We start from the raw sequence: 13749 nt of genomic DNA on the forward strand, positions 1-13749 counted from the left end.
CGAATACGCGTCAGGGTGTCGATGCGCCCTCGTCACCCCTAGGACCCGTAACCCGGCAGCCAGGGCAGGGACTCGACCTCGGCGATTCGACCCAGCATGACCATTTCGAACAAGTCCTTCATCATGGCTCGGGAGTAGCCCGTCATGTGCAGCGGCCCACGAACCTCATCGTGATCCTCCCAAACCACGAGTCCTCGGCTCCCGGCGAACGCCAGCACGCTGTATCCGACCTCGTTGTCGCTGATCCAGACATCAGGATGCTCCGGGTCGTCAGCCTCCAACTCCTCGAGCAATGCCGTCAGCTGGTCGACAGACGAGACATCCTCTCCGCTCCCCCAGCGATGTTGAAGCGAGCAGCGGTACCTGTGCGGGTCGCGATCCACCAAGACATCCTTGTCCATCGAGAAGCCGCCTGGGCGCTCGGCCCGCGTCACCGCCTCGCTCGCCCCGTCGGTTGTGTCAGGGCACCCAAAACGCTCCACGCGGCGCATGAGGGCCCGCCAGAATGCAACCGGCCGTTACCCGGGCGAGCTCGCCGGCACCAGCAAGGTTCTGTTCGCTGCGGGTCTGCTGGCGGCTGCGGGATGTAATCAGGTCGCGAAGAATCCGTTCTCCAGATACACGGCTATGCCCTCGGTCCGGGCCCGCAGTGCCGCCTTGACCCGCCGGGCCAGTAACTCCGAAAGCCGTTCGCCGGCCTCCTGTTCGGTGCACCAGGCCCAGCTGTGCAGTTCCTCGGCCGGCAATCTGATTTGTGCGGCCTGCTCGGGCGTGAGAGTCCCGCCGTCAAAGACCATCATCATGCCCTCGGTGCGGCCCTCCCGAGGCGGCACCCAGTCGGTCACCAGCAACCGGCCGGGCTGGACCGGAAGGCCGAGCTCCTCCTTGAGTTCACGTGCCACCGCTGTCAGCGGTGATTCGTCCGCCTCGACCGAGCCACCCGGGATCTCCCAGTAGTCCTTGTAGGTCGGCTCGACCAGCAGCACTCTGCCCCGCTCGTCGGTCAGCAGCGCGGCCGCTCCCATCCGCTTGCGCGGCAGCGTAGCGGTGAAGTCATCGGTCACCGGCCCAGGCTAACCGTCCGCCTGCAGGATCAGGCGCGGGTGAGTTGCCACGTCCGGGTGCGCCGTCGTCGAGGCGCTGAACCTGGCCCCCACCTTGCTCATCGTCGTCGCGGCTCACGCGCACGGGTTCCCGCGGCGTCGTGGTCAAGGTTCAGACTCCACAGCAGGCCCGGATCTATAGTGGATCGATGTCCGGGAAGAGGCCGACGTTGGCTGATGTCGCCGCCGCGGCGCATGTCTCGACGGCGGCGGTGTCCCGAGTCATCAACGACGGCCCCGGAGTGTCACCGGAGACCCGCCTGCATGTCCAGCAGGTCATCGCCCGGCTGGGGTACCGGCCGGATCCGGCTGCCCGGGCGCTGGCCTTCGGCCACGGCAGCGTGGTGGAGCTCGTCGTCGTCGACGACGCCGTGACGTTCGGCAACAGCCCCTACTACGGGCGGGTCACCGCCGGAATCCTGCAGGAGCTGGCCGGCGGTGAGGCCCAGTTGCGGGTGCACGTGGTCGAGAAGCCCTCCGCCGCCACCCGCCTGGCGCAGATCGCCGAGTCGGTGAGCGTCGGCGTGATCCTCATCAACGTGGCGCCGGCGCTCGCGGCGACGTTCTACGCGCGATGTGATCGAGTGGTGTCGATGGGCCCGTCCGCGCCGGGCGTTCCGTTCGTCGACATGGAGAACGCCGACGGGGCGTATGCGGCGGTCGTGCACATGCGCGAGACCGGCCGCGGTCGCATCGCCGCGCTGCACGGGCAGCAGGGCAACCCGTGTGCCGACGCCCGGCGCGCGGGATACGAACGCGCCGTTCGTGACCTCGGCCTGGCCGACATCTCCGCGATCGGCAAGCTTCGCCGGGAGGCGGGCTACGAGCTGACGGTACGGCTGCTGGACGAGAACCCAGGCGTGGACGGGCTCTTCGTCGCGTGTGACCTGATGGCGACCGGGGCGATGCAGGCGCTGGCCGACCTCGGCCGGCAGGTGCCCCGGGACGTGGCGGTGGTGGGATTCGACGACAGCGTGATCGCCGCCTGCACCGTGCCGCCGTTGTCGTCGGTGCACCAGCCGGTCGAGGCGATGGCGGCCGCCGCCACGCGGGCACTGCTGAACCGGGAGGCCGACCGGCACTGGCGGCGCGTGTTCCCGGCTGTGCTCCAGCTACGGCGCAGCTCGGCCGGCAACACCGGTAAGGCGTTACTCCCGCCTGCGCGGTGACCTGGCGAGGTATCCATGCGGATACGGCACCGCTTTCCGTTGGTGCGTAAGCGTTTACGACTTGCCTGCGATGGCGCGTCTGCGTCCGGGCGGCAGCAAATCGGCAACAGCCGGCTGGTGACAATAAGCGTCCCTGTCCCGACGGCAATGACGATAAACAAACGAGGAATCAGCGAATGACGGAAGTACCTTCTCCTCAATCCCACTACTCGAAGCGCTGGATCTGGATAACCGTCGGATCCGTCATGGCGGTCGTGCTGCTCTGTGCCGGCGCGTTCACCATCGGCAGCCTTGGCCTGCAACGGCTCGCCGACAGCTCGGACGAGCACGAACCGGTCAAGCGGGAGCTGGTCGAGGGCCTGCTGGCCGGGCACACCAAGGCACTCAAGGAGCGCAACCTCGAGGCGTTCCTGGCGCCCTTCGACCCGGCCGACAAGAAGCTGATCGCCGCGCAGACGCGGGTATTCCAGAACCTCGTCAAAATTCCGTTCGGCCAAGCCGATTTTGTCCGGCGGAGCGAGCGCAACGTCACGCCACTCGGTGCCGGATACACCCTCGACCTCTTGGTCGCGTTCGTCCACAGGATAGGAGGGTTCGACCAGACGCCGATCGAACGGCCCTACTTCTGGAAGCTGGTTCAGGACCGGAAGAACGGCCCGCTCAAAATCACCGGCGTCGACCGGATCCCGTCCGGATTCAACGCGACGAGCCGCGACTTCTACCCGACCCCCTGGGACAAGTGGGATGACATTCACGTCGAGCAGACGGAACACGTCGTACAAATCGTGGACAGTTCGCTCGGCGCCGAGGCGCGGCGTCACGCGGCGGCGCTCGAAGCCGCGGCGGTCGAGAACCTCGCCGCCTGGAAGGCGTCGGGAGTCGACGGACAGGTCCCACCCGGGTTCGTGGTGTCGCTGGTCAAGGGCGCCAAGGAACTGGGCTCACTGTGGCGCGTCACCAAGGAGCCCCCGACGGAGGCCGGCGTCTCGATCAGCATGCCGTCCTCGGTGTTCGAGGCGGCCGACGGCCCGGCCATCGGTGGCAGCCGAGTGGTGATCGACCTGAGGAGCACGTTCTTCACTGACAAACGCTCCGGTGGCCCGTCGAACATCTTCCGGCACGAACTGGCCCACTCCATGACGACGGTGCTGACCGTCGGCCGGAACATCTTCGGCGCGGACGAGATGAGCAACTGGGTCGTCGAGGGTTTCGCCGAGTACATGGCGTACTCAGGGAAATCATGGACCACCAGCAAGCGCGTCGCCGGCGCCAGGGAGGAACTCCGCCGGGATCGAGGCGAGGTGTACCTGCCGTCCAACGGCCTCTGGGAGTCCGAGGGCCGACTCAGCTACCACTACCTGCTGGGCCACTCGGCGATGAGTTACATCGCGGAGAAGTACGGGGAGGAGAAGCTCTTCCTCTTCGTCGCCGAACACTACCGGGGCAAGAAGGACCAGATACCGCAGTTGCTCGGCGTGACCCAGGAAGAGTTCCAGCAGCAGTGGGCCGACGAGTTCACCAAGAGGATGCGCTGACCCGGTGTCCGACCGGGCCGTCGCGCCAATGAGCGCGCGACGGCCCGGGAGGGCGTAACTACGGCTTGCCTGTCGACCAGTGGACGGCGGTGGTCCCCTCCCGGTAGAGGATGACGTTGCCGTCGTTCTGCACCTTGAGGGTCAGGCCACCGGTGACGCCGGTGCCGGTCTGCCAGCGCACTGCCCCGCCACGCTTGTACATCACCATGTTGCCGTTCGGCTCCACCTTGAGGCGGAACACCCGGTTGGGCATCGACGCGCTGGTGTAGTCCGGGACCGCGGTGCCGCTGCTCCAGACGACCGCACCGCTGCTGTTGTTCTTCAGGACCAGGTTGCCGTCGGTCTGCAGTTGCAGCCGGTAGGTACGTGTCGAGGAGTAGATCGGCGGGTCCCCGGGCAGCAGTTCCTGTCCGGGGCGCAGCTGGGCGGTGCCGGACGCCCAGTGGACCTCGCCCGGGTTGGCGTTGCCGCGCAGCACCAGGTTGCCGTCGTCCTGCACGGTCAGCAGCGACGCACCCTTCGTGGCCGTCCCGGAGCCCCACACCGCGGCACCGCCGTCATCGAGGAGCACCAGGTTGCCGTCGCCCTGGTTGCGCAGCCTGACACCGCCGCCGGCCGGCGACTTCCAGATCGTCACGCCGTCGCGGGCAAGGACCGCCACGCCGTCGGAGGCGCGCACGGTCAGTGTGGTCCGGCCGTCGGTTGAGCGCAGCCCCACACCGCCGGCGGCGATCTCGGTGCCGCTGCTGAGGGTGTTACTGCGCTGCAGCGCCGTGGACAGCCCGTCGTACAGCGGCTGCTTCTTGGCGCCGGTGCGGTCGACCATCCCGTACCAGCAGGATTCTTTCGCATCGGCGCAGTTGTCGAGGTGGGTGAACACCAGGAACGGCCCGGTGTAGCTGGCCAGCCGCCACATGCGCAGCGCCTGCAGCATGTTGTACCGGGCCCGTTCGACCAGAGCCGGGTTGGTGAGTGTGGTCGGGTAGCCGATCTCGGTGGCCCAGATCTTCTTCCCGGAGTCCCCACCGGCCACCATGGCCGCCCGCACCCGGGTCAGCTCCCCGCACAAGCCGTCCAGCGGCCCGAAACCCTGCATCTCCGAAACACCACAATCCGGTACGCCCGGACCGTCCCACCTCGAGTACGGGTGCAGCGCGACCGCGTCGAAGTCGGATCGGTAGCCGTGCTCGTACGCGTACCCAAGCCATTGACTTGGGGTGTTGTCCGACTTGGCGTAAGCGGAGCCGCCGGCCAGCACCGTGCACGACTCGCAGGTGGCGCGGATGCTCGCCGAAGCGATCCGCACGAGTTCCCAGTACCGCTCGACCGGGGGCTTCAGGTCGTAATTGCCGAACTCCGGAACCCAGTTCGGCTCGTTCCACACCTCGTAGATCTGAACCTTGTCACCGAAGTGCGCCACCGTGGCGTCGACGATGGCCTTCCAGTCGGCGTCCTCGGTCGGGAACCACACTTCGGCGCGTTCTCCCGAATGCCCGTTCGCCCAGGACGGCGCGTACCCCAGCATGAGCAGCACCCGCATGCCCTTGGCCCGCAGCTGATTCACCTGGTCGTCCAGTTCGGTCCAGTTGATCGGGCCACCCCGCGACAGCTGATATTTCTGCCAGCTCAACGAGACGCGGACGATCGGCGACCGGCCGGCGCCGAAGAACGCGTCGATCCCGTCGACCCGGTCGGCCACCCCGCTCTCGTAGTGGCCGAGGTTCGTGCCGACGTCGGACGACGTGTACACCGGCTTTACGGTGGCCGCGTCCGATTGGCGCATCAGCAAACCCCCCGCCAATGCCAGACCGATTACCAGGACGATCGAGAGCAGCCTTCGCCGCATGTGCTGTGCCTCCCCGTTTCCGTACCTCTCGTGACGGAACGAGGATCATGCACGGGCATCGCTGCCAGAATGTTGCCGGAGTGCGTGGCAGTTGTGTGCCGGCGGCTGCAGCGCCTCTTCCGCGCGCTGGCGGATGCGTGCGACACGGTCGTACCGGCCGAGCAGATCGAAGCTGCCCCACGAGTCGAAGATCTGCAGGGCCGCCTGCCAGCTCTCCCGGGCCTGCTTTCGATCACCGGCTGCCTGCAGCGCGTCGCCGAACCGGGTGAGCATCTCGGCCTGGCTGACGCGGTCACCCAGGGTTCGGAAGATGGTGATCGATTGCTGGTAGTACGCGATCGCCTCGGCGTGGCGGCCCAGGACGGAAGACGCCAGTCCGAGTGTGCTCAGCGCACGCGCCTCGCCGTTGCGGGCACCGATGCGGCGCAGCGCCCTCAGGGCTTGCTCGCCATGCGGAACGGCCTGCTCGGCGCGTCCGAGCAACGCATAGTGGAACGCCAGGTTGTTGTTTGCCAGCGCCTGTGCGGCGTCATCGCCGGCCGCGGTCGCGAGACGCAGCGAGGTGTACTCGTGCTCGAAACCCTCGTCATCGCGGTTGAGGCCGTTGAGAACGACGGCCATGCTGCGGTGCGTGTCGATGACGCCGCTGTGCAGTCCAGCAGCTCTGAACAGATCGAGCGCCTCGTGCAGATGCTGCAGCGCATCGTCCAAGCGGTCGGTGCGGCAGTAGGTGCGGGCGATGCTGCGATGACAGTGTGCCTGGCCCTCGACGTCGCGGTCCTTGCGGGCCGCGCCGAGGGCGGCGATCTGGGCGGATTGAAACTCCTGCCAGCGGCCGGTCCAATCGATGAAGTTCTCCAGGCCCAGAACCAGCCGCCACGCGTACGGGCGCGATGCCGGCCCCTCCGCGGCCTGCGTGGCGGAGGCAAGGATCATGGGGTGTGCGTCGGCCAGCCAGGCGAAGGCCGCGCGGTCATCCGCGAAGCTCTGCACCACGGCGTCGGGGTCCGGCAGGGGCAGGCTCACCGGGCGGTGGTCCGGGCGCAGCATCCGGCCGGCCGCCTCAACACTGTGCAGATAGTGGTCCAACAGGCGGCGCGCGGCACCGATCCGGTCCGCTTCGGTCTCGAACTCATGAACCAGTTCCACAGCGTACGCCCGTAACAGGTCATGCATCACGTAGCGTCCCGAGCGGACCTCGGTCAACAGGTGGGCCTGCGTGAGCTCCGCCAGCGTGCCCCGGACCACGGATGGTGACAAACCCGTGAGGCTCGCCGCCGCCGGACCCGAGACCGTGTGCCCGGCGTTGAGGCCGAGCAACCGGAAAAGGCGCGCCGCGGCGGGCGTCAAGGCCTGATAGGACCAGGAAAATACCGTACGCATGCTCAGCGCCGGATCTCCCACCTCGAACGTGTCCAGGCTCTGGCCTCCCGGCAGTTGGCCTGCCAGATCGGCCAAGCCGAGCTCGGGCTGAGTGGCAGCCCGGGCGGCGACCAGTGCGACGGCCAGCGGTAGCCCCGCACACGAGGCGACGAGTCGCTCCACGGCAGCTGGAGCGGAGTCGATGCGGGCGGTCTCCAGGCGATGGGTAAGCATCGCGCGGGCTTCGTCCACAGTGAGCGGTCCGACGGTCAAGGAGGACGCACCCTCGGTCGCGACCAGGGTGGTCAGCCGGCGGCGACTGGTGGCCAGGACGAAGCAGCCGGGTGTGCCGGGCAGCAACGGCCGGATGTGACCGGCCTCGCGGACGTTGTCCAGCAGGATGAGGACGCGCCTGCCGGCCAGAAAGCTGCGGTAGAGACTGATCTTCCCGTCGAGGCTCGACGGGACGCGATGGGCCTCGGCGCCGAGTGCCTCGAGCAGAGCAAGCAACGCTTCGGACGGCGTCATGGCGGCGTCTCGGGGGTCGAATCCTCGCATGTTGAGGTAGAGCTGTCCGTCCGGAAAGCGGTCGGCGATCTGGTGCGCCCAATGCACCGCAATGGTGGTCTTACCGACGCCGGCCATGCCCGACACGACGACAGTGCGGGTGTCCGCGTTGTGGTTCTCCGGCAGCAGGGCGGTGAGCTGCCGGAGCTCGGCTGTTCGCCCGACGAAGACCGGGGGTGACGACGGCATGCCCGCCGGCAGCGGGTGACGGGACGCGGCCGGTCTCTCGGAGAAAGGTTGGGCGCGGAGCAGAGCGAGATGGATCTCCTGCAGTGGAGCGCCAGGTTCGGCACCCAGTTCTTCGGCCAGATGCTCCCGCAGGGCCGCGTACCGAGCCAGCGCCTCGGCGGTCTGCCCGCTGGCGTGCAACGCTCGCATGAGCTCACCGACCACGGGCTCAGCGCCAGGATGGTCACGCACCGCTTCGGAGAGCGGGGTCAGAGCCTCCTGCGGCAGGCCCAACTCCCGCTTGACGCAAGCCCAGCCGGAGAGCGCGTCCAGATGTTGCCGGGTCCATGCCGCGCGCATCCGCGACGCCCACACCCCAGGGACACCGGCCATCGGTGTCCCCTGCCACAGCGACAGCGCAGCCTCGTAATGCCGTATCTGCCGAAGTGGATCCCGCTCCGCGCGGGCGGCGCTGACAAGACTCGTGAACCGGTGGACATCGACATTGCGGGGTTCGACGTCGAGTTGGTACCCGCCGCCACGACGGATCAACGCCCCCGCGGGCAGTGCCTGATTGAGGCGGGCAAGATGAGCCTGCAGGGAACGACGGGCGGCTGATGGCGGTTCGGAACCCCAGACCCGGTCGATCAGGGTGCCGACCGACACGACCCGCCGTGCATCCACGGCCAGGGCCGCGAGCACCGTCGCCTGCTGCGGTCGCGCCATCGGCACCGGCCGGCCATTCCGAAACAGGCCGACCGGACCCAGTACGACGAACTCCATGCCAATCCCCCACTGCATTGGCCACGCCTTGCCCTGCGCCATTGTTGATGACTGCACGCCGTCCGCCGTCATGTAAGCGCTTACGATTCGGCATAACCCGGCACGCCTGCGCCCTTCACGGCCCGGCCACGTGTAAGCCGCGTCGCAGGACTGCCAACATTCGCGTCCGGGCCGCCGGATCGGGTGCCCGCCGTTCACGGGCCAGGCACCCCACCACCAGCGCCTTGACGTCAGCGGCATCGACATCGGGGCGGACGTCGCCGGTCGCTTGCGCCCCGTCCAGCAGGCGCTGCAACACCTGTATGACGTCGAGATCCGCCCTCGACGCCGCCTTCTCGACATCAAATCCGGCGCCCGTCAACGCGTCGGCCAGTCCACGGTTGGCGTTGCCCCGATCGACCAGATAGGAGAGGAACGTAAAGAACGCCCTGCCGGGTTCGTACTCGGCGGCGAGGGCGTTGCCGTGGTCGACCTCCTCCTGAACAGCGCGCAGCACGATCGCATCGAGGAGCAGTTCCTTGGTCGGGAAGTGCCGAGCTACCGTGCCGAGGCCGACCCCGGCGCGGGCGGCCACGTCACGTACAGATGCCGACAGTCCCTGCTCGGCGAACACCGCCGCGGCGGCCTCCAGGACCCGGACCCGGTTGCGCTGCGCGTCGACGCGCAGCGGCTTCGGCCGCGCCGAACCTTCCATGGCTGAGAACCCCTCAGGAACGCGTTGGACAAGCGGGACACGTGTTCCGTATTTTATCCGGAACACGTGTCCCGGATTTTAGCGGAGGCTGGTGCACCGATGACTCTCGCCCGATTCCTCAAGGCGCTCGCGCTGTACAACGTCGTCCTGCTCGGCTTGGTGTGGATCGCCGCACCTCAGGCCGGCCTCGGCGCGGAACCCGACCCCTACGCGACGATGATCGCGCGTGCGCTCGGAACCAACCTGGTGGTCATAGGCGTCATGAACTGGCTGGTCAGCTCCCAGCCGATACCGCTCATGCGCAAATTCCTGTGGCCCAACCTGGCCACGCACCTGGTGCCGGCAGCCATCTCGACAGCGAACATCCTCGCCGGCACGTTCCCGGCCCGGAACTGGATCGGTGTCGTCATCCATCTCATCCCGGCCGTTGCGCTGATCGCGTACGCGGTGCGACCGCCTTCGTAATCCCACTCCCGGGCGACCCGCAGAGACGCTCCGAACGCGTGGGTGTCGAGCGCGTTGAGCGGACGTGAAGCGCCGCCCCGGAGGCTTGAGGGCAACGTCTACGAAGGAGTGATCATGCGCAGCACACGCGCCGTGCGCTTGCTGGCCGCTGCCACCGGAACAGTCCTGGCGGCCGTCCTGCTGGCGCCGGCACAGCCCGCCGCAGCCACCACCGACCCCACCATCGGGTCGTCGGCCACCCGCTGGAGTGTCGACAACAGTCTGCAATGGTTCGGGATCAATTACTCAACCTCCGGGAGTGGAAGCGTCTCGCACTACTACCTGAACTCGAACGACACCGGCGCCGGATCCGAGCTTCTGGACTACCCACGGGTCGACTCGCTCCCCGACGACACACCGTCGGCGATCGAGATCGCCGGCATGCTCCACGTCTTCTACCGGTCCGGGCCGTCGCTTCGGCACGCCTACTTCAAGTCCGGATACGGGTGGCGCTACGACACACCGGTAGCCAGCGGCGTGGGCAGCAGCCCGGCCACCGCCATCTTCGGAGGTCAGCTCCACCTTACGTACGTGACAACGTCGGGCGCACTGGCGCACCGCTGGTCGAACGACGGCGTCACCTGGCTGGGCAGCAACACCGCCGTCGGCGGCGACATCATCAACCGTGTCACCCCGGTGATGGGGGTGTTCGCCGGCCAGCTGCACGTCCTCGCCCGCACCAGCGGCCAGTGGGCACACTTCTACACCAGGACCCCGAACGGCACCGCCCAGTGGGGCGGCGACTGGATGGGGCAGAGCGGCGTCATGATCCGCGATCGGCCGGTGATCGCCGCGTCCACGAGCGAGTTCAGCGTCGTCGGGGCCGGCACGGACGGCAAGCTCCGGCGATGGTGGTACGCCGGAGGCTGGCGCCAGGAGGTCGTGGCGAACCGGGTGCCGGCTGGGCTGTTCCATGCCAACTACTACCCGAATGCCGGCCTCCACGTGGCCTATGCCGTCAACGCGGGCTACAGCAACGCGGGCGTCTACAACGCCTGGCGCGACAGCGGCGGCTGGCACGAGGAGGGGTTCACCGTGTCCGTCCCCAGCTCCAGCTTCGACGTCGACACCGCCGCACACAACGGCAGTTACTACATCATCCTGCTGGAGAACCGCGCCTATCTGCGTTACGCGGCCGGCACGTGGAGGGTGTTCAGATTCTAGTGCCCTGGGCGTCGGGGTCTGGTCAGCTGACCTGACCCCGAAGGTAGGCACAGCCACGGCCTGGTGGCTCATCCTCCTGCGCTCTCGGGCCGGCCAGGATCGCGCTGTCCTGCCGCCCATCCGTCGACGGTGAGCACGTCAGCCTGTGCCGGGAAGACCTTCTCCATCAACACCCGGTGCACCTGCGGGTCGTTGTCGAGGCATCCGTCGGAGAGCACGGTCAGCCCGAAGTCGAGGTCGGCGGCCTGCCGCAGGGTGGACAGCACGACCCCGCTGGTGGCGATGCCGGTCAGCACAAGGTGGCCGATCCCCTGTGCACGCAGGACCATCTCCAGGTCGCTGCCGGCGAACCCGCTGACCCGCCGCTTGACGACGACGATGTCACCTTCGGCGGGCGCAACGTCCGGGTGCACCTGCGTGGCGAGGTCGGCGGCGGGATCGGCCGGGCGACCAGCGAGCCGCCCGAACATCCGGTTACGCGGATCGATCTCCGGCGCGCCGGGCCGGAACCCGACCCCCACGTAGATGACCGGCAGCCCAGCGGCCCGGGCCGCGTCGACGGCACGGCGCAGCCGCGGCAGATAGCCCGGGTCGGGATAACGCGCGACCACGGCCCGCTGCACGTCCATGACGAGAAGAGCACTGGAGGTCATCAGATCTCCTTCGGAAAAGCGACGACGACCTTCTCGGCGGCACCCGGCGCACCGGCCAGCGACAGCGCCCGATCGACTTCCTCGAACGGCACGACGTCACTGACGATCAGCGCATACCGTTCCCAGTGCTCGACAAGGTCCTTGGTCACCTCGAAGATCTCGGTCGGGTACCCCATCGCCAGCGCGATCGTGATCTCACTGGTCAGCAACGCGCCGAAGTCCACGGCGACCGGCTTCTTGTGCACGGCCACGATACTCACCCGGGCACCGTGCTTCGCCGTCTCGAAGATCGTCTCGAGGACCGCCGGCACACCGGCCGCGTCCAAATACAGATCAGTGCCCGCGCCGCCCCGGCTGAAATGACGCGCGGCGTCACCGTGCAACTCGCGCAGCCGCTGCGCCACGTCCTCCTCAGCCGAGTTGATCACCGCGTCGGCGCCGACCTTGAGCGCCTTCTCCAGCCGGTTCGCCACCACGTCGACGACCACGACATGCGCGACACCGCGCAGCTTGAGGCCGATCGCCGCACCGAGCCCGATCGGCCCGGCGCCGAACACCGCCGCGGTCTGCCCGGCCCGCGGTTCCAGACGGTTGACCGCGTGCGTGGCCACCGCCATCGGCTCGTTGAGCGCGGCGACCTCGAACGGGATGTGCGCCGGGACGGCGACCAGATGCCGGCCTACCTCGGCGTCCTTGACGAGCACGTAGTCGGCAAGGGCACCCTGCGCGCCGCCGCTGCCGATGATGCCGTCCGAGGCGGCCATCGGGTTGAGCACGACGTGCTCGCCGACCGTCAGACCGGTCACCGCCGCGCCGACGGCCGCGACCTCACCGGCCGGCTCGTGCCCCAGCGGGGTGGCACCCTGCCGGGGCGGGATGCCACCGACAGCGATATACATCCCATCGGAACCGCAGATGCCGCACGCCCGGATCCTCACCAGCACGTCCGCCGGCCCCACCTCGGGTTCCGGGACCTCCACCACAGCCGTCGTCCCCGGCCCCGTCACCGTTACCTGCTTCATCGCACCCTCCAGGCCATACGCCATATGGCTTACGACTGTAAGTCACATGACGTAGAACGTCACGGGGCGGATACCGTGAATCCCGGCCACCTACCCGGAATCTCGGCCACCGACCCGGAATCTCGGCCACCGACCCGAAGGAGACCCACCGATGACCCAGGCCGAGCCGGCCCGGACCGCACTGCTCGACGCGGCCGAACGACTCTTCGCCCTCCACGGCATCGCCCAGATCTCCGACCGCCGCATCGCCGACGCCGCCGGCAACACCAACCACTCCGCGGTCCGCTACTACTTCAGCGGCCGCGACGGCCTGCTCACCGCCCTCCTCCTACGCCACACCACCGCCCTGGAGGAACCCCGCGCCGTCATGTTCGAACACTCCGACTCCCTGCTCGGCGACGTCCGCAGCCTCGTCCTGCCGGTGATGCGAGTCCTGGCCCGCCTACCGCAGCCGACATGGCGCGCCCGCTTCCTCGGCCAGGCACTGCACGACCCCGGCATCCGCGCCCTGTTCCCCGCCGTCGGCGACGCGGCCCCGAACACCGCCCGCATCCTGCAATCGATCACCGAACGGCTGGCGCACCTCGACAACCCCTACGTCATCTCCGCCCGCTCCGGACTGATCACCCGCATCGTGGTAACCACCGCCGCCGACGTGGAAGCACGCGCCGAGCACGACGGCAGCGACCCACGCTGGGAAGCTGTCGCCGAATTCCTCTGCGACGCCATCGCCGGCATGCTCCAGGCACCCATCACCACCCGGACACCACGACCGACGCCGTAGGACGGCAACGGCACCTGGGGGTCAGGAGAACCCGTGGGCGGCGCAGCCGGTGTCGTGGTGCCAGAAAGTGGCGCACGGCCTTGGCGAGGCTGCGGGCCAGGGCCGGGTCGCGGTGGCCGCGGCTGAGACGAGGTTGTCTCGGTGGGGATGCCGTAGCTGTCGGCAAAGCGGGTCAGGCCTTCGGCCAGGAGCCGTCCGAAGTTCTCGGCCTGGATCATCTCCCCCACGTCCGCACCTTCATCGCCGACTGGGTGGCCGACACTTTCGCGGCCCTGCCCCCGGTAAGCGGAACCAGGCCGGCACACGGTGCCGGCGTGCCGGACCGGCGTAGTGCGGCATCCTTCTGGCATCGCACAGGTCTCCGGCAACTTCCGTATCGCGCCAGCGGGTTATGT

Annotated in this window: 12 protein-coding genes; 5 read left to right on the forward strand and 7 right to left on the reverse strand. The window is 68.3% G+C overall.

Features of this window, described 5'->3' with window-relative positions:
• Window positions 1-38: 38 nt before the first annotated feature.
• Both AB0M02_RS17770 and AB0M02_RS17775 read right to left on the reverse strand, forming a co-directional pair.
• Complete coding sequence (locus AB0M02_RS17770; RefSeq protein ID WP_364227962.1) at window positions 39-434, reverse strand: hypothetical protein; 396 nt, start codon at window positions 432-434, stop codon at window positions 39-41.
• Between the two features lie 156 nt (window positions 435-590).
• Window positions 591-1064, reverse strand: a complete 474-nt coding sequence (locus AB0M02_RS17775; RefSeq protein ID WP_364227964.1) for an NUDIX hydrolase — start codon at window positions 1062-1064, stop codon at window positions 591-593.
• A 188-nt stretch (window positions 1065-1252) separates the two neighbouring features.
• Between AB0M02_RS17775 and AB0M02_RS17780 the strand changes: the two genes are divergently transcribed.
• Both AB0M02_RS17780 and AB0M02_RS17785 read left to right on the forward strand, forming a co-directional pair.
• Window positions 1253-2272, forward strand: coding sequence for a LacI family DNA-binding transcriptional regulator (locus AB0M02_RS17780; RefSeq protein WP_364227967.1), 1020 nt, complete (start codon window positions 1253-1255; stop codon window positions 2270-2272).
• 176 nt (window positions 2273-2448) lie between these two features.
• On the forward strand, window positions 2449-3807 hold the full coding sequence (locus AB0M02_RS17785) for a hypothetical protein (RefSeq protein WP_364227970.1): 1359 nt from the start codon (window positions 2449-2451) through the stop codon (window positions 3805-3807).
• A gap of 58 nt (window positions 3808-3865) precedes the next feature.
• Here the strand turns inward: AB0M02_RS17785 and AB0M02_RS17790 are convergent, their stop codons facing one another.
• The 3 genes from AB0M02_RS17790 to AB0M02_RS17800 all read right to left on the reverse strand — a co-directional run bounded on the left by AB0M02_RS17790 (window position 3866) and on the right by AB0M02_RS17800 (window position 9227).
• Window positions 3866-5590, reverse strand: coding sequence for a hypothetical protein (locus AB0M02_RS17790; RefSeq protein WP_364227972.1), 1725 nt, complete (start codon window positions 5588-5590; stop codon window positions 3866-3868).
• A gap of 108 nt (window positions 5591-5698) precedes the next feature.
• Window positions 5699-8533 carry a BTAD domain-containing putative transcriptional regulator gene (locus tag AB0M02_RS17795; RefSeq protein WP_364227975.1) on the reverse strand — a complete coding sequence of 945 codons (2835 nt, stop codon included), beginning with the start codon at window positions 8531-8533 and terminating at the stop codon, window positions 5699-5701.
• Window positions 8534-8648: 115 nt separating this feature from the next.
• On the reverse strand, window positions 8649-9227 hold the full coding sequence (locus AB0M02_RS17800) for a helix-turn-helix domain-containing protein (RefSeq protein WP_364227978.1): 579 nt from the start codon (window positions 9225-9227) through the stop codon (window positions 8649-8651).
• Between the two features lie 99 nt (window positions 9228-9326).
• Here AB0M02_RS17800 and AB0M02_RS17805 point away from each other — a divergent pair, with 99 nt between their 5' ends.
• Together AB0M02_RS17805 and AB0M02_RS17810 are read left to right on the forward strand one after the other, a co-directional pair.
• Complete coding sequence (locus tag AB0M02_RS17805) at window positions 9327-9692, forward strand: hypothetical protein (RefSeq protein WP_364227980.1); 366 nt, start codon at window positions 9327-9329, stop codon at window positions 9690-9692.
• A gap of 114 nt (window positions 9693-9806) precedes the next feature.
• On the forward strand, window positions 9807-10895 hold the full coding sequence (locus AB0M02_RS17810) for a hypothetical protein (protein WP_364227982.1): 1089 nt from the start codon (window positions 9807-9809) through the stop codon (window positions 10893-10895).
• A gap of 68 nt (window positions 10896-10963) precedes the next feature.
• Here AB0M02_RS17810 and AB0M02_RS17815 read toward each other — a convergent pair whose 3' ends face one another.
• Window positions 10964-11548 (reverse strand): isochorismatase family cysteine hydrolase, encoded by a 585-nt coding sequence (locus AB0M02_RS17815; RefSeq protein ID WP_364227984.1) that lies wholly within the window; start codon window positions 11546-11548, stop codon window positions 10964-10966.
• Complete coding sequence (locus AB0M02_RS17820; protein ID WP_364227986.1) at window positions 11548-12570, reverse strand: zinc-binding dehydrogenase; 1023 nt, start codon at window positions 12568-12570, stop codon at window positions 11548-11550. Before AB0M02_RS17820 ends, AB0M02_RS17815 begins: the two co-directional genes overlap by 1 nt.
• A 151-nt stretch (window positions 12571-12721) precedes the next feature.
• Between AB0M02_RS17820 and AB0M02_RS17825 the strand changes: the two genes are divergently transcribed.
• Window positions 12722-13354 carry a helix-turn-helix domain-containing protein gene (locus AB0M02_RS17825; protein WP_364227989.1) on the forward strand — a complete coding sequence of 211 codons (633 nt, stop codon included), beginning with the start codon at window positions 12722-12724 and terminating at the stop codon, window positions 13352-13354.
• The last annotated feature ends 395 nt before the right edge of the window (window positions 13355-13749 follow it).

It is taken from the genome of Actinoplanes sp. NPDC051861 (genome assembly GCF_040681145.1).
Lineage (GTDB): Bacteria > Actinomycetota > Actinomycetes > Mycobacteriales > Micromonosporaceae > Actinoplanes.